Below are 22,782 nucleotides of genomic sequence, written 5' to 3'. Positions count from 1 at the left end.
CACAATTTTCCCGGTTTCGGGGTGACACACTGAAAGGTGTGCCGTTGACCTCCGACCGTGTGCCCCCGACCTTCGACGACCTCCTCGCGCGCGCCCGCGCACTCCCCCGGGACGGCCGGCGCGCCCTGCTCGGCATCGCGGGCGGCCCCGGCGCGGGCAAGTCCACGCTGGCCGCGTGTCTGGTGCGCGCCCTGAACGCCGACGGGCCCCCGTGGGCCGCCCATGTGCCCATGGACGGCTTCCATCTGGCCGACGCCGAACTCGACCGGCTGGGGCGCCGGGACCGCAAGGGCGCGCCGGACACCTTCGACGCGGCCGGGTACGCGGCGCTGCTGCGGCGGCTGCGGGAGGAGAGGGAGGAGGTCGTGTACGCGCCCGGGTTCGAGCGGGTCCTGGAGCAGCCGCTCGCCGGTGCGGTCCCGGTGCCGCCGACCGCGCGGCTCGTGGTGACCGAGGGCAACTACCTTCTTCTGAGGGAGGGTTCGTGGGCGCGGGTGCGGCCGGCTCTGGACGAGGTCTGGTACTGCGAGATCCCCGAGGAGGAGCGGATCCGCCGGCTGGTGGCCCGGCACGTGGAGTTCGGCAAGGAGCCCGCGGCGGCGCGCGCGTGGGTGTCGGGCACGGACCAGCGCAATGCCGAGCTGGTGGCGACGACGCGGGGGCGGGCGGATCTGGTGGTCCCGGAGGGCGCGCTGCCGTCGCCTTGGTGACATCTGCGGGGGGCCGCCGCCGTCGCCCTCGGGAGGTCGGTCTCAGCGGGACCGGTCGACCCCTGGTCGGCGGGCTTGCCCATCCCCCGATCGGCGGAACCGGTCAGCTCCGGTCGGCCGGAGCGGTCGGTCCCGGTCGGCCGGAGCGGTCGGCCCCGGTCGGCCGGAGCGGTCGGCCCCGGTCGGCGGGGCCGATTCCCTTGGCCGCGCCGGGTGCTGGCCAATTCGCTCGATTGCTGGTCAACCCGCTGGTCACGGCCCTGGGTGAGCTATGTTGAGTGCTCGTGGGAGACAAAGGAGACGGACCGGTGCCCTCGCCGCAGCAGGCCCGCGCACAGGCCTCAGCGATCACCTCGGGCAAGACCGCGCCGGAGGTCGAGGCCGCCCCGACCTCCCAGCTCAGGGAGTTGTTCGACGGCCCCCGTCTGTCACCGGGGCAGCGGCGGATCGCCCAGTACCTGATCGAACACATCACCGAGGCCGCGTTCCTGTCCATCACCGAACTGGCCGACCGGGTCGGGGTCAGCCAGCCGTCCGTGACCCGCTTCGCCGGTGCCGTCGGCTTCAGCGGCTACCCCGCCCTGCGCGAACGGCTCCAGTCCATCGCGCTGAAGGCCCTGGCCGGCGGCCCCGGCGAGCCGGACCGCGCCAATGAGCTCCAGGCGGCCGTGGACGCCGAGATCGCGAACCTGGAGAACCTGCGCCGCGACTTCGCCGACCCGGACCGGGTGATCCACATCGGCCGCGAGCTGTCCCGCTCCACCCCGCTGACCGTGCTGGGCCTGCGCATCGCGGAGTCCCTGGCCGAGTACTTCGGGTACGCGGCGCGTCGTATCCACCCCGATGTACGGCTGGTCACCCGGGGCGGCAGCGTGGCCTACGACGCGCTGCTCCAGTCCCGCGAGGCCGGCGGCAGCTGGGTGCTGGCGTTCGCCATGCCCCGGCACTCGCACGAGACCCTCCAGGCGGTCCGGGTCGCGCACCGCGTCGGTCTGAAGGTCGCCCTGATCACCGACCTCGCGCTCGGCCCGCTGGCCGACGAGGCCGACGTCACCTTCGCCACCGGCACCGGCTCCCGGCTGGTCTTCGACTCCTACGCGGCACCCAACGTGATGGCCGCGGCGCTGCTCCAGGCGATGACCGACGCCGACCCGGAGCGGACGCAGGCGCGGCTGGAGAAGTACGAGCAGGTGTCCGACCAGCACCAGTTCTTCGTACGGGACTGATCCTCTCCCCCTTACGTCCCCTTACGGGGCTGATTCTTCGTACCGGATTTCGTGTGGCCGTGCGCCGTCGGTCCTGCGGCGCGGCCCTCACACCGGTGAAGATCTTGCGGTCACCGGTCGACCGTAGGCGGATCTTTCACCTCATTTCGAGCATGAATGTTTTCATACGTCTTGCAAACTGCTCGGTATATATAAATACTCGGCTCGCGGATCGCCCGCGCGGAGATCCCGGACCGCCGTCACCTACCCGGACGGCGCCCGGGGTGTCCGGTGGTGCGGCGCCCCTGTGCCGCACCGGGGGCGGCCCCGGTCATCCCCTAGGCCGGGGCCGCCCGCACCTCGTCGGATCACCCTCACGACGCCGCAGACCGGAAGTGACCATGCCCGTGACCATGCCCCTGACCAGCACGCGCATCAGCCCCGACTGGCCCTGCCAGGTCAAGACCCCGGGCTCGTACGACTGGGAGCGCTCGGCCGCCAAGTGGCTGCGCGAACTGATCCCGGCGCGCTACGCCAGCTATCCGGCCCTGATCCGGCACCCCGTGCTGCTCGCCCGGCACGCGCAGATCCAGGTCGAGCAGGAGATCCGGGTGGCCCGTACCGCGCTCCAGACGGCGCGGGCCGAGTTGCCGACGCTCGGGCTGCCCGAGGCCGTCATCGAACATACGATCAAGATGTACGCCGCCGAGGTGCTGCAACTCCAGCACATCGCCCGCAGCGTCCGCGCGGTCAGTACGGCCCTGGGCCGGCGCTGACCCCGTCCCGCCCCACGTCGGACCGGTCGCGCGCCCGGGAAGGGCGGGCGGTGGGCCGTGGCACTTCACCCCCTGTGGACAAGTGATCGAACGTGCCCGAATGTGCGATGCTCATCGCGTGACGAGCGAGTCCGTGCCCCCGATGGACGACCCCGGGACCGGCGCCGACAGCGCCACGTGGGCCCAGGTCGTGGCCCGGCAGCGTGCCGAGCTGGAGCGGCTGCGCGAGCTCACCGCGACGTCGGCGGTCCTCGAACGGGCCAAGGGCGCCCTGATGGCGGTCACCGGATGCGCCCCGGACGCCGCCGACCAGGAGCTGCGCAGGCGCGCCGAGGCCGGCGGGCGCACCCTGCTCGCACAGTGCCGGCTCACGCTGGACTCCCTCCCGTCGCCCCAGGAACGGCCGGTCCCCGCGCCGCCCGCTCCCCCCACGACGCCCGCGGCTCCGCCCGCCGACGCCTCGGAGATGGCGGAGACGGCGCAGGTGCTCGCGGAGATGGGGCGGGACCTGTTCCGGGTCCGTTCCGCGCACGAGCTGGCCGGGCGCCTTCTGGAGCACCTGGCGCCGCAGGTGCGCGCCGCCGCCGTACTCCTCTACGAGCGGCAGGCCGAGGGCGGTCTGGAACTGGCCGGGCACGCCGGGATCGACGTACGGTTCGCCACCCGGTGGCGGCATGTGCCCCCGCTGGCCGGGGTGCCCGTGTTCGAGGCCCTGGCGGCGGGCGAGCCGCTGTGGCTGGAGGACCTGGCCGCCGACCGCGTCCGCCATGTGCTGGTCGGGGACCCGCCGGAGCGGTGGCCGAGCCGGGTGTGGCTGCCGGTGCCCGCCGGGGGAGACGCCCGGTTCGCCCTGGGGGTGCTGCGCCGCTGCGGCGGGCCGTTCGAGCCGCGTGAACGGCGGCTGCTCGTCGCCGCGGCCCGGTTGTGCGCGGGGCGGCTGCGCGTCTTCGACACCGCGCGGGTGGCGCCGAGGGATCCGGCCGTCACGGAGGCCGTGCAGGCGGTGTTCGACGCGCTGCCGGGTGCCGCGGTCCTGCTGACGCCGTTGCGCACCGCCGCGGGTGAGGTGACGGACTACCGGATCGACGCCGCCACCCCGCAGGCGGTCGACGTGGCCGGCCGCACGGGCCTGGACATGGTCGGCCGGCTCATCCTGGAGAGCTACCCGTCCATGGCGGGCGAACCGCTGTGGCGGGGCTATCTGGAGACCCTGGAGTCCGGGGTGCCGTTCGAGAGCGAGCCGTTCGCCTACCAGGACACGGCCGACGGGATGGCCCTGACCGGCACGTTCTCGGTGCGGGCCGCTCCGCTGGACGGGGGCCTGCTGGTGTCCTGGATGCGGCACGACTCCCTGGACCGGCAGGAGCAGCGGCTGTCCGATGTGCAGCGGCTCGGCAACCTCGGCTGGGCGAACTGGAATCTGCTCACCCAGGAGATCTCCTGGTCCGAGCAGGCGTACGCCGTCCTGGGGCGCGATCCCGAGCAGGGGCCGCTGGAACTGGAGAAGCTGCCGCGGCTGGCGCTGGCGCAGGACGCGGATCCGCTGACCGCCGCGATCGCCGGGCTGATCCACCGGGGGCGGCCGTTCGACGTGCCGTTCCGGGTCGAGACGCCCGAGGGTGTACGGCATCTGCGGATGGTCGCCGAGGCCGTCAGCGAGCCGGACGGCACCCCGGCCGAGGTGCACGGCTTCGTGCAGGACCTCACCGCGCAGCGCAGCGCGGAACTGGCCCTGGTCAAGAGCGAGCGCACCATGTCGGTGCAACGCGGCGTCCTTCAGGCCGAACGCGCCCTCGCCGCCCGGCTCCAGCACGCCCTGCTGCCCCTGCCCAGCAAGCCGGTACAGCTGGCCGGGCTGCGTGTCGAGGTCGCCTATCTGCCGGCGCAGGCCGGGATCCATGTCGGCGGCGACTGGTTCAGCGCCGTCGAACTGCCCGACTACGACGCGCTGTTCGTCGTCGGCGACGTGGCCGGCCACGGCATCGACGCGGTGGCCACCATGGCCCAGCTCCGGTTCACCGCCAAGGGAATGGTCAGCACCGGCACCTCGCTCACCGTCGCCCTGGCCCGGCTGAACCATCTGCTGCTGCACTCCCGGGACAGCCGGATGACGGCCACCATGATCATGGCTCGCTACGACCCCGACCACCGTCTCCTCGCCTGGGCCCAGGCCGGTCATCCGCCGCCCCTGCTGGTCCGCGGCGACGAGGTGCGCTATCTCGACCGCCCCGGCGGCCTGTTGCTCGGCGCCAGCGCCGACCCGTACTACGGATCCGCCGAGCTGCACCTGGAACCCGGCGACCGGCTGCTGCTCTACACCGACGGCCTCGTCGAACGCCCCGGCGAGCCCCTGGACACGGGCCTCGCCCGCCTCACCCGGGCGGCCCGCGCCCACGGCGACGACGAATCCGGCTCCCTGGAGGCCCTGCTCGCGGCCATGCTGGTGGACGAGTGGCGGGACGACGTGTGCGTGGTGGACATCCGGGTGCCGGGGCGGGCGGAGGGCCGAGGAACGGGTGCCGGGGGCGTGTAGGGGCGCCCGGCACCGGGGGGGGCGGGCCGGTCGAGCAGGAGTCAGTCCACGGGATGTCCGGCCTCGATGTCGGTCGCGTCGGACAGCCGGAGCAGGGGGCCCGGCCGGTCGCCGCCCCACTTCAGGGGGTCGAGGACGAAGCCGATGTGGTCGCCGCCGTCGACGCGGTGCAGGATGTCGCCCACGAACCAGGCCGCCGCGTCGGTGAGGACGACCGCGCCGCCGGGACCCGGTGTCCAGTCGAGGCCGGTGAACTTGTCGGTGTCGTCGCCGGTCTCCCCGCCGAAGCGTTCCGCGAGGGCGTGCTGGTCGCGGGTGAGGAGGTGGACGGCGAGGCAGTGCGCGGCGCGGGCGACGCGACAGGTGTGGTTGGCCCTGGACAGCCATACGGTGAACCGGGGTGGCTCGATGGAACACTGTGAGGCGAAGCCGACCAGGCAGCCCGCCCGCTCGCCGCCGGCCGCGGCCGTGACCACGCACATGTCGGGGTCGAGCCGCCCCAGGAAACCGTCCTCAGCCCGCGCCATGTGCTCCACTCCGTCCGCCGCCGCCGTCGCTTTTCCGCTTCTGAGTGCTGCGCCCGCGTACCGGTCGTTTCGCGCACTCATCGTCCGTGATCCGGCGTTCCCCGCGTGCCGCCGTCGAATCGTCCCACCGGCCCAATTCACCCACCCCGTGCGACCAAACGATCAAATGATCACCCGGAACGCGTCTATTGAGCGTTTGAGCAAGCGCGTGCTAGAAAGCGCCGTCATGACGACTCCTTGGTCACGCCGTGGATTCCTGGCCGTCTGTTCCGGCACCGCCGCCGCCCTGGGACTGGGCACCCCCTCCCCCGCCTCCGCCGGACCGGACGAGTTCGGCGCCCTGCGCGCGAAATGGCGCACCCTGATCCTCGGCGAGGGCTTCGAGCCCACCGCCGAACCCTTCGCCTCCCGCCTGGCCGCCCTGGGCGGCACCGCACGGCAGTACCTCGCCTCGATGTCCCCGACGGCCGGAGCGCTGTGGCCCGACCTTCCGTACGCCGACCCGGATCCGGACACGGACCCGGAGTCGTACGTCTACTCGGGCAACATGAGCACCAGTTACACCCGGCTGAGCACCCTCGCGCAGGCGTACGCCCAGCCGGGCACCGGTCTCACCGGTGACGCGCGGCTGCGCGACGCCGTCCTCGCCGGTCTCGACCACCTCCACGACGACGTGTACAACGCCGGCCAGGCCCGGTACGGCAACTGGTGGAGCTGGCAGATCGGCGCCCCGCAGGCGCTGCTGGACGCCTGCGTGCTGATGTACGACGCGCTGACGGCCGAGCGACTCGCCGGGTATCTCGCGGCGGTGGACCAGTTCGTACCCGACTCGGCGGTGTCGGGCTACAGCGGGACGAGCACCGGCGCCAACCGGGTCGACCTGTGCCGGGTGCTGGCGCTGCGCGGGATCGTCGGGGCGGACGCGGCGAAGGTGGCACTGGCCCGGGACGCCCTGTCCCCCGTCTTCCCCTACGTCTCCTCGGGCGACGGTCTGCACACCGACGGTTCGTTCGTCCAGCACACCTGGGTGCCGTACACCGGCTCGTACGGTTCGGTGTTCCTCGGCGGTCTCGGCATGCTGTTCGCGCTGCTGGCCGGGTCGGTCTGGGAGGTGACGGACGCGCACCGGACGATCGTGTTCGACGCGGTCGAGAGGGCGTGGGCGCCGTTCCTGTACAACGGCCTGGTCATGGACGGTGTCGCGGGCCGGGCGATCAGCCGGGGCCTGTCCGCCGGCGACCCGTCGAACGTCCAGCAGGACGACCATCTGCGCGGTCACCCCATCCTGGCCTCCATCGTGCTGCTCGGGCAGGGCGCGAGCGCGGCGGAGAACGCGCGCTGGCGTGCCCTGGTGAAGGGCTGGATGCGGCGCGATAAGTACCGTCCGCCGCTCGCGGACCCGGTGCTCAGCCTGCCGAACCTGGCCCGGCTCAAGGGAGTCGAGGACGATACGACGGTGCGGGCGCTCCCGGAGCCGACCGGGCACCGGCTGTTCCCGGCCATGGCGCGGGCCACGCACCGCCGGCCCGGCTGGGCGGCCTCGCTGAGCATGGCGGACAAGCGGATCGCGTACTACGAGTCCGGCAACGGCGAGAACCCGCGTGGCTGGCACACCGGCTCCGGAATGCTGTACTGGTGGGGCGACACCTTCGCCAACGACCAGTACAGCGACGCCTTCTGGCCCACCGTCGACCCCTACCGGCTCCCCGGTACGACGGTCTCACGCAAGGTGCTGGCCGACGGCGCGGGCGGCGACTGGGGCGCGGCCAAGCCGGAGGTGAACTGGGTGGGCGGCGCGACGGACGGCAGCCGGGCCGCGGTCGGGCAGTACCTCAAGGGCCTCCAGTCGACCCTGGTCGCGAAGAAGTCCTGGTTCTTCCTGGACGACACGGTGGTCTGCCTCGGCGCCGGCATCTCCTGCGCCGACGGCACGGCCGTGGAGACGACGATCGAGAACCGCAACCTCGGCGCGGCCGGCGGCGCGGCGTTCACGGTGGACGGCAGGGCGGAACCGGCCGGGTATCCGTGGTCGCGGACACTCGACGGCACCGGCTGGGCGCACCTCGGCGGGCACGGCGGATATGTCTTTCCCGGGGGTGCGACGGTACGGGCGGTGCGCGAGGCGCGCGAGGGCAGGTGGAGTTCGATCAACACGGGCGGGTCGACGACCGTGTTGAACAGGAAGTACCTGACGATGTACGTCGATCACGGCACCGATCCGGTGAACGCCTCGTACGCCTATCTGCTCATGCCGGGCGCGAGCGCCGCGCGAACGCGCGCACGATCGGCGGATCTGCACTGGCTGACCGTATCGGCCAACACGAACGATCAGCAGGGCGTTTCGGTCCGTTCGCTCGGCTTCACCGGAGTGAACTTCTGGTTCGGCGGGACGGTCGGATCGCTCACGGCGAGCGATCCGTGCTCCGTGATGATCAGCGAGAAGGAGGACGGCACCGCGGTGATCGCCGTGAGCGATCCGATGCTGATGCGCACGGGCCTGACCCTGACCTGGCGGCGCCCGGTCGCGTCGGTCATTTCAGCCCCGGCCACGCTCACTTCGGCCCGGACGGGCGAATCGCTCGCACTGACCTTCGGTGACCTCACCGGCACGGCCGGAGTCACCCAGCTGATCACCGTCAGGCTGCGCTGACCGCCCCCCGTACGAACCGGCTCAGGGACGCCGTGAACGCGCCCACGAAGGCGTCCCTGTCCCCCTCCGGCAGGGCCTCCAGCGACAGATAGGGGTTGAGGTCCTCCAGCTCGACCAGCAGGAGGCTGTCGTCGGGGGCGCGGCAGGCGTCGACGCGCTGGATGCCGTGGCCGAGGTCGTTCCAGTCGATGAAGCGCCGGGCGAACTCCAGGTCGGCGGCGGTCGCGGCGTACGGCTTCAGCTCCCAGCGGCGGCGCGGGTCGGGGGCGTAGAGGGCGTACTGGAAGTCGTCGTCCACGAAGTAGAAGGAGATCTCGTGGGCGAAGTCGATGTTGGGCTGGATCAGGACGTCGTCCGCGGCGTGCGTGTCGAGGCGGGTGGCGGGGACGATGCGCAGGCCGAGGGAGTCCGCGCCGAGCCGGGGCTTGACCACATAGCGGTGCGCGGGCGGCAGCAGGTGCAGGTCGGCCAGGCTGTCGACGGTCGGGATCACCGGGTACCCGGCGGCGGTCAGGTCGAGGAGGTACTGCTTGCCGGCCATGTCCGCCTTGCCGGTGAGCGGGTTGTAGACGCGGCTGCCGCGTTCCAGGGCCCGTGTGCGGAAGGCGTCGTAGGCCTGCTGGTAGCCGAGGACGGGGCCGCTGTTGCGGACGACGACGGCGTCGTGGCCGTCCATCAGGGCCGCCGCGTCCAGCGGATGGCACAGGGCGAGGTCGAAATGGGCGCGCAGCCGGGAGGTGAGGAAGATGTCCTCGTCGCAGTAGCGGCGCCCGCGGGCCTGGTACGCCAGGTCGGTGACGTAGAGGACGCGGGGGCGGGCGGCGGGCATGCGGTTCTCCTTGGGCGGCTGGGGTCCGTGGGTGGGGGGGTGGGTTGGGCGAGCGGGTGGCCGGGCGGGCGCAGAAAGGTTACGCCTGGCTGGTCACGCGCTTTCGAGAGGGGCAAGGGCCCGGCAGGGCGGGCGGTGTCATCGACAGATCGGCGTATCCCGGCCCCCGGGAGCAGGCCATTTCGTCCAGTGCGTCGAAGCGCCGGCCGCCCCCACAATGGCCGCCTCAGCCGGGCCATCGCGCCCCGGGGCAGCCCGGTGTGCGGCGGCGTGCCGAAAGGAGTGGCGATTTGCGGTCCATCGCAGGCGGCGGGGAGGGGCGGACAGCCGTGGCCCGGCGGCCCCGGGTCACCGGGTGTCCGCACGGCCGCGGAGGTACGGCGTCATGAGCGGGGCCGTCGGACCGCTGCCGCTCAGCGGTGTTCTCGTCGCCGATTTCGGGCGGGTGCTCGCGGCGCCGTACGCGACGATGCTCCTCGCCGATCTGGGCGCCGATGTGATCAAGGTCGAGCATCCGGCGGGTGGTGACGACACCCGCGCGTGGGGCCCGCCGCACGCGCACGGCGAGGCGACCTATTTCCTGTCCGTGAACCGCAACAAGCGTTCGGTCACCCTCGATCTGCGCGAGGCGGCCGACCGGCGCCGGGCCGCGGAACTGGCGCGCCGGGCCGATGTGTTGTTCGAGAACTTCCGGCCGGGGACGCTGCGCAAGTACGGGCTCGGCTACGACGAGGTGCGCGCCCAAAACCCGGGCGTCGTGTACTGCTCGATCACCGGTTTCGGGTCCGGGCCCGGGGCCGCGCTGCCCGGGTACGATCTGTTGATCCAGGCCGTGGGCGGGCTGATGAGTGTCACCGGGTCCGGGCCCGGGGAGCCGGTGAAGACCGGGGCGGCGCTGGTGGACGTGCTCACCGGGCTGCACGCCGCGGTCGGGGTGCTGGCCGCGCTGCGGCACCGGGACGCGACCGGCGAGGGGCAGCTCATCGAGGTCGATCTGCTGACGACCTTGCTGTCGAGCCTGGTCAACCAGTCCGCGGGATACACCCTGGCCGGCCGGGTGCCGGGCATCATGGGCAACCGGCACCCGTCGATCGCGCCGTACGAGGTGTACCGGGCCAAGGACCGGCCGCTGGTGATCGCCGTCGGCAACGACCGCCAGTTCGCGGCGCTCTGCCAGGGCGTCGGCGCTCCCGAACTGGCCACCGACGCACGCTTCCGCACCAACGCCGACCGGGTGGCCCATGTCGACGAACTGGCTGCGGAACTGGGCGAGTTGCTCGCGACCCGTACCGCCGCCGAGTGGTTCGAGCACCTCACGCCCCTCGGCGTCCCCTGCGGCCCGGTCAACGACCTCGGCCAGGCCTTCGACCTCGCCGACCGGCTGGGTCTCGCGCCCCGGGCCACGCTGGAGGGGGACGACGGGACGGCCCTGGACCTCGTCGCCAACCCGATCTCGCTGTCCCGCACCCCGCCCCGCTACGACCGCCGCCCGCCCCGCCTCGGCGAGCACACCGGCGAGATCGCGGACTGGCTGGACTCCTGACCGGGCCGTCCGGGAGTTCGGACACTCCCGCCGGGTCAGTGTGCGGCGGCGGCCAAGGACCGGGCACCGCAGGAGGCGCGGATGCGCAACTCCGGGAGCAGGTCGAGGTGTTGGCGGGGGCCGGGGGTGAGCCGGCCGGTGCGTTCGGCGATGCGGCGCAGCAGGATGCCGGTGGCGAGTTCGCCGACCGAGCGCTTGGGCGGGGCGACGGCGGTGAGGGGGACGTCGGCGAGCGTGGCGACCTGGTCGTCGTAGGCGATGAGCGCGAGGTCCTCGGGCACCCGTACGCCGCGTGCCTGGAGGCGGGGTACGAGCACGATGGCGTCCTCGTCGCTGTGCACCAGGGCGGCGGTGACCGCGTGGGTGCGGACGGCGTCGGTCAGGTAGTCGACGGACGCCTCGTAGTCGCCGTACTCGCGTACGCTCGGGGCGCCTTGATGGATCTCCAGGCCGCGGGCGCGGGCGGCGGTCCGGAAGCCGTCGCCGATCGGTGTCGCGTGGGGGCCCTCCTGGAGGACGGCGGTGACCCGGCGGTGGCCGAGGGCGGCGAAGTGGCCGACGGCGACGGCGGCGCCGTGGGCGCGGTCGGTGCGTACCCGGTCGAGGTCGGCGGCGGGGTTGCCGGGCGGTGCGGAGCGTTCGACCAGGACGACGGGGACCTCGCAGCGGGTGAGTCACTCCTCCTGACCGTCGGCGGGGACGCCGCCGAACCAGCTGGGCGACACCAGCAGGCCCTGTGCGCCGCCCGCGATCAGGTGGTCCGCCTGGACGGAGTCCTCGGTGTCGACGTAGCCGGAGACGCCGAGGACGAGCCGGCCGCCACGGGCGCCGACCGTTTCGCGCGCGCCGTTCACGATGTCGGTGAAGATGGACATGGTGGTCGGCACGATCATGCCGATCACCGCCCCTTCGGGGGTGTCGTACGACCGGTCGGCGCGGGTCTGCCGGTCTGCGCCCTCGGCGTGGTCGCCGGGCCAGACCACGGCGCCGTGCATCCGGCGCAGCATGCCGCGGGTGGCGAGGGTCTCGACGTCGCGGCGCAAGGTGACGGCGGAGACGCCGAGTTCGGCCGCCAGTTCGGCCACGCGGAGGCTGCCCCGCTCGCGGACGAGTTCGAGCACCCGCTCGTGGCGCTGGTCGACGTGCAGTCGCATGGGGCTCCCCCTGGACAGTGATCCCGGGCCTGATCCCGAGCCTGATTTCGGGCCGCTCACTCTACGCCCCGCGGCCGTATCGACCGTTTCCCATCAATACGATCGCTCCGGTGTTCGAACGCACATCGCGTGCAGCACTCAGTTCCCTCGCGTCCCCACCGTCGCTGCACTGAGTGTCACATCGCCGATCCGGGTGCTACGTTCCCGTCCATGAGCTCCAGCAGTGCGGCGCCGGCCGCGAAACCGCCGATGCGGGACGCCCTGGTCGCGGCGGCCTTCCGGCTCTTCTCGGAACACGGCTACGAGCAGACCACGGTGGACGACATCGTGGCGCTGGCCGGAGTCGGCCGGCGTTCCTTCTTCCGCTACTTCCCCGCCAAGGAGGACGTGGTCTTCCCGGACCACGAGCGCTGCCTCGCCGACATGACGGCCTTCCTCGCGGCGGGCGGCGAGGGGTGCGAGCCGGTGCGGCGGGTGTGCGACTCGGCCCGGATGGTGCTGCACATGTACGCGGAGAACCCGGCGTTCTCCGTGCAGCGCTACCGCCTCACCCGGAAGGTGCCGGGCCTGCGGGCGTCCGAGCTGTCGGTGGTGTGGCGGTACGAGCGGGCGATGGCCGGATATCTGCGCGGCCGGTTCGCCGGGCGCCCCGACGGGACGCTGCGGGCCGATGTGATCGCGGCCGCGGTGGTCGCCGCGCACAACAACGCGCTGCGCTCCTGGCTGCGTTCGGACGGACAGGGCGACGCGGTCGCGGCGCTTGACCACGCGCTCGGGTACGTGCAGCGGGAGTTCGGTCGCCCGGAGGAGACGGCGCCCGCACCGGGCGGCCGTACTCCGGTGTGGCCCGGGTCGGCGCCGGACGATGACGAAGCGCCGCGGCCCGACGACGTGCTGGTCCTCGTCACGCGCCGGGACGCCCCGCTGTGGCGGGTGGTGCGGGAGCTGGAGACGGCCCTGCACCGCGTCTGAGCGGGGCGGCGCCGCGCCTGAGCGGGGGCGGCACCTCGGGCGCGCGGGTGGCCCCGGAATCAATTTAGGGGTACCGAGTGCCTTTACGGGTGACACTGAGTGCCATACCCTGACGGTCATGCGCGGTGGCCAGGCCGCCGGGCGCACGCGTGCACGGGACGCGCACGCGGGATTCCGGCCGAGTGCAGGGAGTTGACCAGGATGTACCACCACTCAGCGAGCGCCCCGCATGCGGCGGCCGGTTCCGCCACGGGTCTGCTCGATCCCGCCCCCGCCGATTCCAAGGACGCCATCCACTTCCAGCGCTGCACGTGGTGCGGCACCGCGATGTACCACCGGCTGCTGTGTCCGGTGTGCCAGGGCAGTGAACTGTGCACCGAGCGCAGCGAGGGGATCGGTACCGTCCGCCACTCCACGGTGGTGCACCGCAACACCCCGGCGGCGCGCAATGTCTCGCTGATCGAGATGGCCGAGGGCTTCGTCGTACGCGGCCGGGTGATGGGCCCGCCGGTCGGCGTCCACAGCGGTGACCGGGTGCGGCTGTCGACCACGAAGGACCCGGTGCGCGGCGAGCCGGTCTTCCAGCTGGTGGACGAGCCGTACCGGGCCTGGACCTGACCCTCCCGCACGCCGGATCCCCGCACACCCCACTCTCGTACACCTGATCCCCGTACATGTGATCCATCACTTCTCCTCCACAGGCAACCCACAGACTCCGTGTTCCGTCCTCCGGGAGCGAGGGGCTCCGGGACGGCCGGGGCGCCCGAGGTACGGGGGTCGAGGAGGAACAGTGGTCCGTGCCCGGCGCATATGGGTCACCGCCGCCGCGTTATGCGCGGTGGCGGGAGTGTCTCCAGGGGTGGCGGTCGCCCAGGGGCAACCACCGTCAGCGGCAGCGAAGTTGATGTCATCGGACGGCCGGGGCGCGCTGCCGCCGGGCTGGCGGCTGACCGGCGGGGCTTCGGCGCCCCGGCTGGAGTGGCGCTCCGACCGGCCGGTCCCGATGGGGGACGCGCGGGTCGAATTCCGTTCCGGTGGGCGCCTGTTGGGGGTGCCGAAGCCGGACGCGGACGGCCGTACGTTCCGTCTCCCGCTCGACGGGAAGCAGTCGAGCGGCGCGCACGGGCTCACCGGAATCGGCAGGCCCGAAGGGCTCCAGGTCTGGTCCGGTGGCCGTCGGCTGGACGGCCGTACGAATGACGCGGCGCCCGCCTCACCCGTGGCCCCCGTCTCCCCCGCCGAGCCGGCTCTTCCGCCCCAGCTCCCCGCGAACGGCGTCGACCCGGGCAAGCCGGGCAACTACCGCACCAGGACCGGTGAGTACACCCTGGAGTCGGTGCGGCTGCCGGGCTACGCGCAGCCGGTGGAGATGCGCGCGGTGGTCGTCGCCCCCGTCGGCGCCCCCGGCAAGCGGCCGCTCGCGCTGTTCCTGCACGGCCGCCACTACACCTGCTACCGGGGCGAAGAGATCAGCATCGACTGGCCCTGCAAGACCGGCTACCGGTCGGTGCCGAGCTACCGGGGCTATCTGCGCGACCAGCAACTCCTGGCATCGCAGGGGTACATGACGGTGTCGATCGCGGCCAACGGCATCAACGGCCAGGACAACGATTCGGAGGACGGCGGCGCCCAGGCCCGCTCCTCCCTGATCCGGCTCCACCTGGACCACTGGGCCGACTGGGCGCGGGACCCCAAGTCCGCGCCGGCGATCGTCCGTTCCGCGCCCCCCGCCGACCTCGGCCGGGTGCTGCTCGTCGGGCACTCCCGGGGCGGCGAGGGCGTCAACCGGGCGGCCCTGGACAGCCTGTACCCGCCGCCCGCCGACCAGGACGGCTATCACGGCGCGGTGCGCTGGACCGTGCGCGGCATGGTACTGATCGGCCCGACCGTCTTCGGCCAGAACCCGGTGCCCGACGTGCCGTCCGTGTCGGTCCTGCCGGGCTGCGACGGCGACGTCTCCGACCTGGAAGGCGAGTTGTACGTCGACGGGACGCGCGCGGTCAGCACGGGCAGCGCGCTGCACAGTGCCGTGTACGTCGTCGGCGCCGACCACAACTTCTTCAACTCCGAGTGGACACCCGGCACTTCGGCGGCTCCCGCCGAGGACGACTTCTTCGACGACCCGGACCGGCCGGACCCGGTGTGCGGCAAGCACTCCGCGACCCGGCTCACCGCCGACCGGCAGCACCGCGCCGGTTCGGTGTACATCGCCGCGGCGGCGCGGCTGTTCGTGGCGGGCGACGACCGGGTGCGGCCGCTGCTGGACGGCTCCGGGAAGCGGGCGCCGTCGGCGGATCCGGCACGGGTCCTCAGCCATGCGGTGGGGGCGGGCCGCGACGGCGGGTTCCTGCCGGACGGCGGGGTCTCGGTGAGCGGCGGCAGGCTGTGCGCCGTCGTGGATCCCAGCCCGGCCAAGCGCTGCCTCGGCGACGACGCGAGCGGCTCCTCGCCGCACTTCGCGCAGTGGGGGACCGACCAGGAGGCCGGCCGGCACGCGATCGCGCTGCGCTGGACGCACACCGGTGCCCGGACCCGGGTGACCGCGCAGCGGCCGCTGTCCCTGCCCGGGGCCAAGGATCTGTCGCTGCGGCTGTTCGTGCCGCCCAACTCCCGTGGGGCGCAGTTCGATGTGACCCTCACCGACACCCGTGGCCACCGTGCCACGCTGGGCCGGATCCATGCCGACGGGTTGCCCGGCAGTGAGCGGACCGCCTCCTACTGGGCCCGCGAGTTCCGCGTCCCGCTGACGGCCGCCGGCCGTGCCCATGTCGATCTGCGCTCCGTCAAGTCCATGGAGCTGACGGCGCGTTCGGCGTCCGGGCGGGCCTGGCTCGTCGACGCGTGGGGCTGGCGTCCGGGGACGCCCGCGGTGCGCGCCGCGGCGCTGCCGAGGGTGGACCTCGGACGGCTGACGGTGGCCGAGGGCGACTCGGGCACCCGCACCTACCATGTCCCGGCCCGCGTGTCGGGTCACGGCAGCGGCCAGGTCCGCGTCTACGTCCTGGACCCGAACACCGGGCACGCGACCGACCGGTTGGTCACGGTGCACCCGGGCGGCCGGGACATCGACGTGCCGATCAAGGTCGTGGGCAACACCCGCTACGGCTCGGACGTGACGTACGACGTGCTGGTCAAGGCGGTGCACGGCGCCGTCGTCGGATCGTACGGGGGCGGTGTCACCGTGCACGACGACGATCCGGCGCCCACCATGACCGTCACCCCGGTCGCGGACCGGGTCACGGAGGGCCAATCCCTCACCTGGCGCGTCTCGCTGTCGGAGCCGGTCGACGTGGACATGAGCGCGATGTTCGGCGTCACCCCGCCGGCCGAGGGCAAGGAGCTGTCCACCAAGGACGTCTCCGCCGCGTGGCTGCACGACGCCTCCGGTGAATCCCCGGACCCGGAGCGCCCGTTGTCCAAGGTGAACGGGCTCACCGTCTGGGTCGACATCCCCGCGCACCGGACCAGTGCGGACATCACGGTGCCCACGGTCAAGGACAAGGTCGCCGAGCCGGTGGAGTCGGTCCGGTTCCAGCAGCTCGACGACATGACGGGCCGACCCCGCAAGGACGGGCTGGTGTTGGAGGGCTCGGTGCTGAACGCGTCCTGATCCGGCGGTGGTTCCGGGTGGCTCTCGGCGGTCAGTCGCCGAGGGTCACCCGGATGCCCACGGTGCCGTCCGTGCCGCGCCGCAGCCGGCTGCCCAGCAGGGTGAGGCGGCCGAGGATGCCGTACTTGCGGGCGATCAGGGCGCGATAGCGGGCGGTGGTGGCCGCGTCGGTGATCTCGGCGGTGGCGGGGAGTTGGTCGCCGGTGGGGTTGCCGCGCACGTCGCAGGGTCCGGCGAGGATGTCGGCGCGGTTGCGGATCCGGGTGACCTTGAAGCTGCCGGCGGCCGTCCAGACGCCGAGGCTCGCGCCGTCCCGGACCACCCAGACCGGGGTGGCCACGGGGGTGCCGTTCCTGCGGAAGCTGGTGAGCAGCAGGTACTTTCCGGCGGCGAGCCGGGCCAGGCGCGAGTCGTCGTCCATGACGGGAAGTCTAGGCGCCTCCTCACGCCAAGGCGGCCTCCTCGCTTCAGGACTTCAGAGCGGCGGCCATGCGGTGCACGGCCTCGGTGAGGATCTCCGGAGACGTCCCGAGGTTGAGGCGGGCGTGGCCCGCGCCGCCGGTGCCGAACGGGGGACCGGCGGACAGGGCGACGCGGCCGCGGTCCAGGAAGACCTGGGCGGGGTCGTCGCCGAGGCCGAGGGCGCGGCAGTCGAGCCAGGCGAGATAGGTGGCCTCTCCGGGGTGGACGCGGACCGCGGGCAGATGCTCGGCGAGCAGGTCGGCCAGTAGAAGCCGGTTGTCCCGGATCCCGGTGCGCAGGGCGTCGAGCCAGCCGGTGGCCTCCCGCAGGGCGGCGGTGTGCGCGAGGACCCCGACGTGGCTGGCGCCGTGGCCGACCTCCTCGGGCATCCGGGCGAGATCGGCGGCGGCCTCCGGGCCCGCGAGGGCGAGGGCGGCCTTGAGACCCGGCAGGTTCCAGCCCTTGGACGCCGACATGAGCGAGAAGCCGCGGGCGGCGGCGGGCAGGCTGAGGTAGGGCACGAAGGGGGTGCCGGGTGCGGTGAGCGGGGCGTGGATCTCGTCCGCGACGACCCGCACGCCATGGCGTTCGGCCAGTTCCGCGACGGCCGTCAGCTCGGCGGCGGTGTGCACCGTGCCGGTGGGGTTGTGCGGGCTGCACAGCAGGTAGGCGGCGCGCCCGCCGCCCGCCGTGGCGCGCCGGAAGGCGCCCTCCAGGGCCGCCGGGTCGAGGCGCAGATCCGCGCCGAGCGGGGCTTCCAGCACGTGGCGGTCCATGTGGGTGATGAACAGGAAGAACGGCGGGTACACCGGCGGATTGACGATCACCGGATCGCCCGCTCCGGTCACCAGCCTGATCATTTCGACCACTCCGAGCATGACGTCCGGGACGATCGCCGTGCGGTCCGCCGCGATCCCGTCCCAGTGCCAGCGGTCGGCCGCGAAAGCGGCGAGGGCCTCGGCGTAGGCGGTGCCGGCCGGGTACCCGGTGTCGCCCAGGGCCAGGGCGTCGGTGACGGCGCGGACGACGGGCGGGGCGAGGGGTACGTCCATCTCGGCCACCCACAGCGGGAGGACGTCCTCGGGGTAGGTGCGCCACTTCATGCTCGTACGACGACGCAGCCGCTCCAGGTCGAGGGCGCGCAACGGATCCGGCTCACCGGCGGTGTCGTGCGGGAAGCTGGTCATGAGGCACAAGATAGGGGGCCGCTCGGCCAGCCGGAACGGGGCGGCCGAGGCGGGCGTGGCGGCGGAGCGCGTCCGGGTGATCCGGCACCGGCTCCGCTCGCGCGCCGAGGGGTACCCCGCGCCCAGGAGTACAAGGCGGACCGCCTGCTGCGGGAGAAGCACCGGGCTGCGCCGGAGCGGCTCCTGGACGAGACGGGTCCGGTCCATGGGCGCGCGCGGACGCCTGCCGGGCGCGTGTCCCGGCCGCCTCTCCCCTGTTCCCGGTGCTGAACCCGCTCTGCCCGGCGATCCGGCGCACGGCCGCCCGGCAGGGCGCGGGTGGGGCGCCGGTGACGCCGGTCCACGATCAGCGGAACGCGCTGACGCCGGTCCCCGGAGCGCGGCGGTCGTGCGGGCACCCGTCGTGACGGGATCGCGCTCGACGGTCCGCGGCTGGTCGGCCCCCGTGTCGCTGCCCGGGTGCAGATCGCCGGCTTCCTCGCCGGTATCGCCCGCCGGATCGCCTCCGACCAACTGGCCGGAACCGGCGACACGTTCCTGTTCGGGGCCCTGCGCGCGTACCTCGGCGACTGGTCCTCGTAGGTCCGGGAGCGGAATCGGACGCACCGGCGGCGCTGGGCAACTCGGGGGATTAGATTGCGCCTTGAAGGTTGAACCACTTCTCCCGGCATCCAGGAGCTACGCACGTGACCGACAACCCCGCAGCCACCAACGACGTGGCGGTGTCGCTGCGCGCCCGTATCAACACCAGCCAGCCGCACACGGCGCGGATCTGGAACTACTGGCTCGGCGGCAAGGACAACTACGAGGTCGACCGGGCGGCCGGTGACCAGATCCGCCAACTGCACCCGGGCATCGGGGAGTACGCGCGCGCGGACCGGCTGTTCCTGGGCCGGGCCGTGCGGCATCTGGTCGAGGAGGCGGGCATCCGCCAGTTCCTGGACGTCGGCACCGGGCTGCCCACCGCCGACAACACGCACGAGGTCGCCCAGCGCATCGCGCCGGAGTCGCGGATCGTGTACGTCGACAACGACCCGCTGGTGCTGGCGCACGCGCGGGCCCTGCTGACGAGCACGCCGGAGGGTCGTACCGACTATCTGGACGAGGATCTGCGCAATGTGGACGCGATCCTCGAACACGCGTCGAAGACGCTGGACTTCAGTGAGCCGGTCGCGCTGATACTGCTCGGAGTGGTCATCTTCATCGGCGCGGACGACGAGGCGTACGAGCTGGTGCGGGCGTTCATGGACCGGCTTCCCGCGGGCAGCCATCTCGTGCTGTCGCACACGGTCACGCATCCCTCGATGCCGGACGTGGACGAGGCGGTGAAGTTCTGGAACGAGCACGGCACGCCGAAGCTGACCCAGCGCGCGCCGGCGGACGTCGCGCGGTTCTTCGACGGTCTTCAGCTGCTGGAGCCGGGTGTGGTCTCCTGCTCGCGCTGGCGCCCGGAGCACGACAACGGGGCCGAGCCGGAGGAGGTCGCCATGTTCGGCGGGGTGGCCCGCAAGGGCTGAGGAGGAACTGGGAACCCGCGACTCCCGGTCGGGGTCGCGGGTTCGCGCCGTGAGGTCAGAGGGACCGGTACGGCCGGGGAGCCGCGGCGGCCCACTCCATCACGAGGCGCTGGTACTGCTTGCGCTGCTCGGTGGTCAGCGTCCCGCCCGATCGGCGCCACAGGGCCCGGATCTCCTCGTTGACCTCCGCGGCCGATCGCTCGGAGGCGGCTTCAAGAGTGGTGGACATGCTGTGAAGCATATGCCGATCGAGGTGAAGGCGCTGTGAGTAAGTACCCTCGATACGGACATTTCGGACCGTGTTGCTCATCACGTCGATGTGTCAAGCCCCGTACGGGAGTTCACACCCGGCCCTCACCCGGCGGTCGCGTCGGGACCGCCGGACGAGGGTGAGGAACGGCACACCACCCGACCGAAACGTCCGAAACGACCGGGACGATCAGGTGATCGGCCGGTCGATCGGTCGGCCGGTGGGTCGCTCAGGTGCCGGGCTTGCGGCCGTACACGAAGACGTCGTCGCCCGTGCGCAGCAGCGACCAGTACTTCTTGGCGTCCTTCGGGGTCATGTTCACGCAGCCGTGCGAGCCGGGCGGGTTCCACATGCTCAGGCCCACGGAGTGGAACGCCTCCCCGCCGTTGAAGAACTGGCTGTACGGCATCGACACGTCGTAGAGCGTCGAGACGTGGTGGAGGTCACGCCAGTAGACCTTCGTCAGGCCGGTGCGGGTGACGAAGCCCTTGCGGCCGGTGCGCACGGGCACCGGGCCGTAGACGAGCTTCTTGCCGTCCTGGATCCAGCTGAGCTGGTGCGTGAGGTCCACACAGGCGATCCGGCCCTTGTTCACCGGGCACTTGCCGCTCTTGTTCGGGTTCTTCCCGATGGCCTTCTGCTGGTTGATGAGGTCCATCACACTCCAGGTGACGGGCCCCGCGTAGCCGACGGCGGGCGTGATGCCGTTCTTCGTCTGGAAGGAGCGGATCGCCTGGCAGTCGGCGGTGGACTGGCGGCCGTCGACCGGGCGGCCGAGGAACTTCTCGGCCTGCTTCTGGTACGGCCCCGCCGATGTGGTGCAGGAGCCGGCGGCCTGGGCAGGGGCCGTGCCGAGGGCAAGTGTGAGCGGCGCCACCAGACCCGTGAGTCCGAGCGCTACGACACCTCGTCTACGTATGTCCCCCATGAGGGCTTTTCTCCTTCTTCTCACCGGTTTTTCCCAGGGCCTCCCCCGGGTGTCTTCATGCGCGTTTCCCACGATCTCGGACAAGTAGACCCGATCGGACGTTCCGGGGTTGCCTTTCCGGTCACCTCGTGACGAAACGGTGAGCATCCTCACTCCGGTGAGGTCGGTGCGGACGCGCCGGTCCGGGCCCAGGGCGGCCGCGTCCCGGCGGGCGAGCCGGTCGGTCATCCGGTGCAGGCTCCCGCGCGCCTCGGCCGGCTCCGGCAGCACCTTCGCGGTCGGGTACCGGGACCCCCTCGACCTGTGCGCCGCGACCTTCCGTACCCGCCAGTCGGCGCGGAGACTGGGTGCTTGCCACCGCGTGGGCGACAACTCCTCGCAGAGATTGGCCGATTCGCGGCGTTCGGCGGCGTGGTGGTGGAGGAGGCCGGTTTCACCCGGGCAGCCACTGCTGGACCGGTCGGGGCGTACGGTGCGGCAGACCGTGCGGGAGTACACGGGCCTGCTGCGCACGGGATGCTGTCCGCGCTGCGCGCCGGTGCGCTGGACCTCGCGGTGGCCGGGGTGGCGGACCAGGCTTCGCCGGCGGGCCTCGCCCGGGAGGTGTTCGTCGATGTGCCGCTGGTCGTGGCGACCGTACCGGGGCATCCGCTGACGGGCGCGCACCGGGACGGGGAGTCCGTCGAGGCGGCCGCCCCGGCGGGACACCGGCTGAGCGGTCTGCCGCGCGGGACCGGGATGCGGACGGTGCTTGGAACGGCTGTGCGCCGGGGCGGGGTTCCGGCCGGAGGTGGTGTTCGAGGCCGCGACGCCGGACGCGCTCGCCCGTCTCGCCGCGCGCGGCCTCGGCGTCGCCGTGCTGCCCGGCCCGGAACCCCGCCCCGGCCCGGATACCCGCCCGGCCTGCGCGCCTCCCGCTCGCCGATCCGCGCGCCCGCGGCCGCGTGGCCCTCGTCCGGCGGGCCCAGGGTCCGCTGAGTCCGGCGGCGCGGGAGCTGCTGGGCCGGCTGCGGCGGGAGGCGCGCGCGGAGACCTGAAAGCGACCGCAACCGCCCTGATACGAGGGTCAGTTGTGCCGCTCGTGCAGGGCGGTGTGGAAACCGGTGTGCACCGAGGTGAGGCCGCCGTCGACCACGAGTGTGGTGCCGGTGATCCAGGCGGCGTCCCGGGAGGCGAGGAAGGCGACGGCGGCGGCGATGTCCTCGGGTTCGCCGATCCTGCCCAGCGGGTACAGCGCGCGGACGGCGTCGAGTTCGTCGTCGCGGCCCTCCCACGCCGTGGTGCGCACCGTGCCCGGTGCCACGAGGTTCACCCGCACGCCCCGGGCGGCCGCGTGCCCGGCGAGGGTGCGGGTCAGGGAGCCGAGGCCGGCCTTGGCGGCGCTGTAGGCGTGGTTGCCGAAGTCCTGGAGGCCGTTGACGGAACCGATGCTCACGATCGCGCCGCGCCCGGAGGCGGCCAGATGGGGCAGGGCGGCGCGGCAGCAGCGGTGGACGCCGGTCAGGGTGATGTCGAGGTCGCGGGCCCAGGTCTCGTCCGTGCCGTCCTCGAAGCGCGGGGCGTCCGGGGTGCAGTGGGCGGCGCAGTTGACCAGGACGTCCAGGGAGCCGAAGGCGTCGACGGCACGGGCCACGGCCGCCTCCACGGCGGCGCGGTCTGCGACGTCGCAGGCGAACGCCTCGGCGGTCAGGCCCTGTTGGCGCAGCGCGGCGGCGGTCTGCTCGGCCTCGGCCGGGTCCCGGTCGGTGACCAGGATCCGGCCGCCCTCCTCGGCGAGCCGCCGGGCGACGGCGGCACCGATGCCGCGGGCCGCCGCGGTGACGAGAACTCCGTGTCCCGCGAAACGGGTGTGATCGCTCATGGGGCGACGGTACGGCCGTACCCGCGGTCTTTCACCGTCCTGTGCGGGGGTTCCCGTGCGACTCCGTA

The 22,782-nt window shown here is 72.9% G+C and carries 19 protein-coding genes and 2 pseudogenes; 12 read left to right on the top strand and 9 right to left on the bottom strand.

What is annotated here, in order from left to right; translation table 11 throughout:
• The first annotated feature begins 59 nt into the window (after positions 1-59).
• The 4 genes from QHG49_RS32290 to QHG49_RS32275 all read left to right on the top strand — a co-directional run bounded on the left by QHG49_RS32290 (position 60) and on the right by QHG49_RS32275 (position 5,224).
• Complete coding sequence (locus QHG49_RS32290) at positions 60-710, top strand: nucleoside/nucleotide kinase family protein (RefSeq protein WP_159708831.1); 651 nt, start codon at positions 60-62, stop codon at positions 708-710.
• A 308-nt stretch (positions 711-1,018) separates the two neighbouring features.
• Complete coding sequence (locus QHG49_RS32285; protein ID WP_167532215.1) at positions 1,019-1,936, top strand: MurR/RpiR family transcriptional regulator; 918 nt, start codon at positions 1,019-1,021, stop codon at positions 1,934-1,936.
• 386 nt (positions 1,937-2,322) lie between these two features.
• On the top strand, positions 2,323-2,691 hold the full coding sequence (locus tag QHG49_RS32280) for a hypothetical protein (protein ID WP_167532222.1): 369 nt from the start codon (positions 2,323-2,325) through the stop codon (positions 2,689-2,691).
• A 142-nt stretch (positions 2,692-2,833) separates the two neighbouring features.
• Positions 2,834-5,224 (top strand): SpoIIE family protein phosphatase, encoded by a 2,391-nt coding sequence (locus QHG49_RS32275; protein WP_301492987.1) that lies wholly within the window; start codon positions 2,834-2,836, stop codon positions 5,222-5,224.
• Between the two features lie 41 nt (positions 5,225-5,265).
• Here QHG49_RS32275 and QHG49_RS32270 read toward each other — a convergent pair whose 3' ends face one another.
• Complete coding sequence (locus QHG49_RS32270; RefSeq protein ID WP_301492331.1) at positions 5,266-5,751, bottom strand: flavin reductase family protein; 486 nt, start codon at positions 5,749-5,751, stop codon at positions 5,266-5,268.
• A gap of 226 nt (positions 5,752-5,977) precedes the next feature.
• On the opposite strand from QHG49_RS32270, the gene QHG49_RS32265 reads away from it, so the two are divergent.
• A complete protein-coding gene (locus QHG49_RS32265) occupies positions 5,978-8,401 on the top strand; it encodes a polysaccharide lyase 8 family protein (protein ID WP_301492329.1) in 2,424 nt (807 codons plus the stop codon).
• Here the strand turns inward: QHG49_RS32265 and QHG49_RS32260 are convergent.
• On the bottom strand, positions 8,388-9,230 hold the full coding sequence (locus tag QHG49_RS32260) for a hypothetical protein (RefSeq protein WP_301492327.1): 843 nt from the start codon (positions 9,228-9,230) through the stop codon (positions 8,388-8,390). The two genes, QHG49_RS32265 and QHG49_RS32260, sit on opposite strands and share 14 nt — an antisense overlap.
• Positions 9,231-9,615: 385 nt before the next feature.
• Between QHG49_RS32260 and QHG49_RS32255 the strand changes: the two genes are divergently transcribed.
• The gene (locus tag QHG49_RS32255; RefSeq protein ID WP_301492325.1) at positions 9,616-10,773 is read left to right on the top strand and encodes a CaiB/BaiF CoA-transferase family protein; all 1,158 of its coding nucleotides are present in this window, start codon (positions 9,616-9,618) and stop codon (positions 10,771-10,773) included.
• A gap of 35 nt (positions 10,774-10,808) precedes the next feature.
• Here the strand turns inward: QHG49_RS32255 and QHG49_RS32250 are convergent.
• Positions 10,809-11,927 (bottom strand): annotated as a pseudogene (locus QHG49_RS32250) (substrate-binding domain-containing protein).
• Positions 11,928-12,137: 210 nt separating this feature from the next.
• Here QHG49_RS32250 and QHG49_RS32245 point away from each other — a divergent pair.
• From QHG49_RS32245 to QHG49_RS32235, 3 genes are all read left to right on the top strand, one after another.
• Positions 12,138-12,899, top strand: coding sequence for a TetR family transcriptional regulator (locus QHG49_RS32245; protein ID WP_159707329.1), 762 nt, complete (start codon positions 12,138-12,140; stop codon positions 12,897-12,899).
• Between the two features lie 201 nt (positions 12,900-13,100).
• Positions 13,101-13,517: a Zn-ribbon domain-containing OB-fold protein gene (locus tag QHG49_RS32240; protein WP_159707327.1), complete on the top strand. Its 417-nt coding sequence runs from the start codon at positions 13,101-13,103 to the stop codon at positions 13,515-13,517.
• 172 nt (positions 13,518-13,689) lie between these two features.
• Positions 13,690-16,509, top strand: coding sequence for a hypothetical protein (locus tag QHG49_RS32235; RefSeq protein ID WP_370530538.1), 2,820 nt, complete (start codon positions 13,690-13,692; stop codon positions 16,507-16,509).
• A 31-nt stretch (positions 16,510-16,540) separates the two neighbouring features.
• On the opposite strand, the gene QHG49_RS32230 is transcribed toward QHG49_RS32235, so the two are convergent.
• Positions 16,541-16,930, bottom strand: a complete 390-nt coding sequence (locus QHG49_RS32230) for a PPOX class F420-dependent oxidoreductase (RefSeq protein WP_145484594.1) — start codon at positions 16,928-16,930, stop codon at positions 16,541-16,543.
• Between the two features lie 46 nt (positions 16,931-16,976).
• The gene (locus tag QHG49_RS32225; protein WP_301492323.1) at positions 16,977-18,158 is read right to left on the bottom strand and encodes a MalY/PatB family protein; all 1,182 of its coding nucleotides are present in this window, start codon (positions 18,156-18,158) and stop codon (positions 16,977-16,979) included.
• Positions 18,159-18,617: 459 nt separating this feature from the next.
• Here QHG49_RS32225 and QHG49_RS32220 point away from each other — a divergent pair, with 459 nt between their 5' ends.
• Both QHG49_RS32220 and QHG49_RS32215 read left to right on the top strand, forming a co-directional pair.
• Positions 18,618-18,740, top strand: a complete 123-nt coding sequence (locus QHG49_RS32220) for a hypothetical protein (protein WP_301492322.1) — start codon at positions 18,618-18,620, stop codon at positions 18,738-18,740.
• A gap of 104 nt (positions 18,741-18,844) precedes the next feature.
• Positions 18,845-19,675 (top strand): SAM-dependent methyltransferase, encoded by an 831-nt coding sequence (locus QHG49_RS32215; RefSeq protein ID WP_301492320.1) that lies wholly within the window; start codon positions 18,845-18,847, stop codon positions 19,673-19,675.
• A gap of 55 nt (positions 19,676-19,730) precedes the next feature.
• Here QHG49_RS32215 and QHG49_RS32210 read toward each other — a convergent pair whose 3' ends face one another.
• The 3 genes and pseudogenes from QHG49_RS32210 to QHG49_RS34225 all read right to left on the bottom strand — a co-directional run.
• Positions 19,731-19,916 (bottom strand): hypothetical protein, encoded by a 186-nt coding sequence (locus tag QHG49_RS32210; protein ID WP_145484587.1) that lies wholly within the window; start codon positions 19,914-19,916, stop codon positions 19,731-19,733.
• 238 nt (positions 19,917-20,154) lie between these two features.
• The gene (locus QHG49_RS32205) at positions 20,155-20,853 is read right to left on the bottom strand and encodes a L,D-transpeptidase family protein (protein ID WP_159707318.1); all 699 of its coding nucleotides are present in this window, start codon (positions 20,851-20,853) and stop codon (positions 20,155-20,157) included.
• A 192-nt stretch (positions 20,854-21,045) separates the two neighbouring features.
• A pseudogene (locus QHG49_RS34225) lies at positions 21,046-21,351 on the bottom strand (maleylpyruvate isomerase N-terminal domain-containing protein); the annotation flags it as partial.
• An 18-nt stretch (positions 21,352-21,369) separates the two neighbouring features.
• On the opposite strand from QHG49_RS34225, the gene QHG49_RS34220 reads away from it, so the two are divergent.
• Entirely contained in the window at positions 21,370-21,831 is a 462-nt protein-coding gene (locus tag QHG49_RS34220; RefSeq protein ID WP_370530537.1) for a LysR substrate-binding domain-containing protein, read from the top strand.
• Between the two features lie 88 nt (positions 21,832-21,919).
• Here QHG49_RS34220 and QHG49_RS32200 read toward each other — a convergent pair whose 3' ends face one another.
• Positions 21,920-22,714, bottom strand: a complete 795-nt coding sequence (locus QHG49_RS32200) for an SDR family NAD(P)-dependent oxidoreductase (RefSeq protein ID WP_301492319.1) — start codon at positions 22,712-22,714, stop codon at positions 21,920-21,922.
• Positions 22,715-22,782 lie beyond the last annotated feature (68 nt).

Origin of the sequence: Streptomyces sp. WP-1, from assembly GCF_030450125.1 — a bacterium.
GTDB lineage: Bacteria > Actinomycetota > Actinomycetes > Streptomycetales > Streptomycetaceae > Streptomyces > Streptomyces incarnatus.
This window is presented reverse-complemented; position numbering and strand designations above follow the sequence as displayed.

Coding starts and splice junctions, on each gene's coding strand:
- QHG49_RS32205 (WP_159707318.1), bottom strand. CDS start 20,853: ATGGGGGACATACGTAGACGAGGTGTCGTAGCGCTCGGACTCACGGGT.
- QHG49_RS32210 (WP_145484587.1), bottom strand. CDS start 19,916: ATGCTTCACAGCATGTCCACCACTCTTGAAGCCGCCTCCGAGCGATCG.
- QHG49_RS32255 (WP_301492325.1), top strand. CDS start 9,616: ATGAGCGGGGCCGTCGGACCGCTGCCGCTCAGCGGTGTTCTCGTCGCC.
- QHG49_RS32230 (WP_145484594.1), bottom strand. CDS start 16,930: ATGGACGACGACTCGCGCCTGGCCCGGCTCGCCGCCGGAAAGTACCTG.
- QHG49_RS32260 (WP_301492327.1), bottom strand. CDS start 9,230: ATGCCCGCCGCCCGCCCCCGCGTCCTCTACGTCACCGACCTGGCGTAC.
- QHG49_RS32275 (WP_301492987.1), top strand. CDS start 2,834: ATGGACGACCCCGGGACCGGCGCCGACAGCGCCACGTGGGCCCAGGTC.
- QHG49_RS32240 (WP_159707327.1), top strand. CDS start 13,101: ATGTACCACCACTCAGCGAGCGCCCCGCATGCGGCGGCCGGTTCCGCC.
- QHG49_RS32245 (WP_159707329.1), top strand. CDS start 12,138: ATGAGCTCCAGCAGTGCGGCGCCGGCCGCGAAACCGCCGATGCGGGAC.
- QHG49_RS32270 (WP_301492331.1), bottom strand. CDS start 5,751: ATGGCGCGGGCTGAGGACGGTTTCCTGGGGCGGCTCGACCCCGACATG.
- QHG49_RS34220 (WP_370530537.1), top strand. CDS start 21,370: ATGCTGTCCGCGCTGCGCGCCGGTGCGCTGGACCTCGCGGTGGCCGGG.
- QHG49_RS32200 (WP_301492319.1), bottom strand. CDS start 22,714: ATGAGCGATCACACCCGTTTCGCGGGACACGGAGTTCTCGTCACCGCG.
- QHG49_RS32265 (WP_301492329.1), top strand. CDS start 5,978: ATGACGACTCCTTGGTCACGCCGTGGATTCCTGGCCGTCTGTTCCGGC.
- QHG49_RS32225 (WP_301492323.1), bottom strand. CDS start 18,158: ATGACCAGCTTCCCGCACGACACCGCCGGTGAGCCGGATCCGTTGCGC.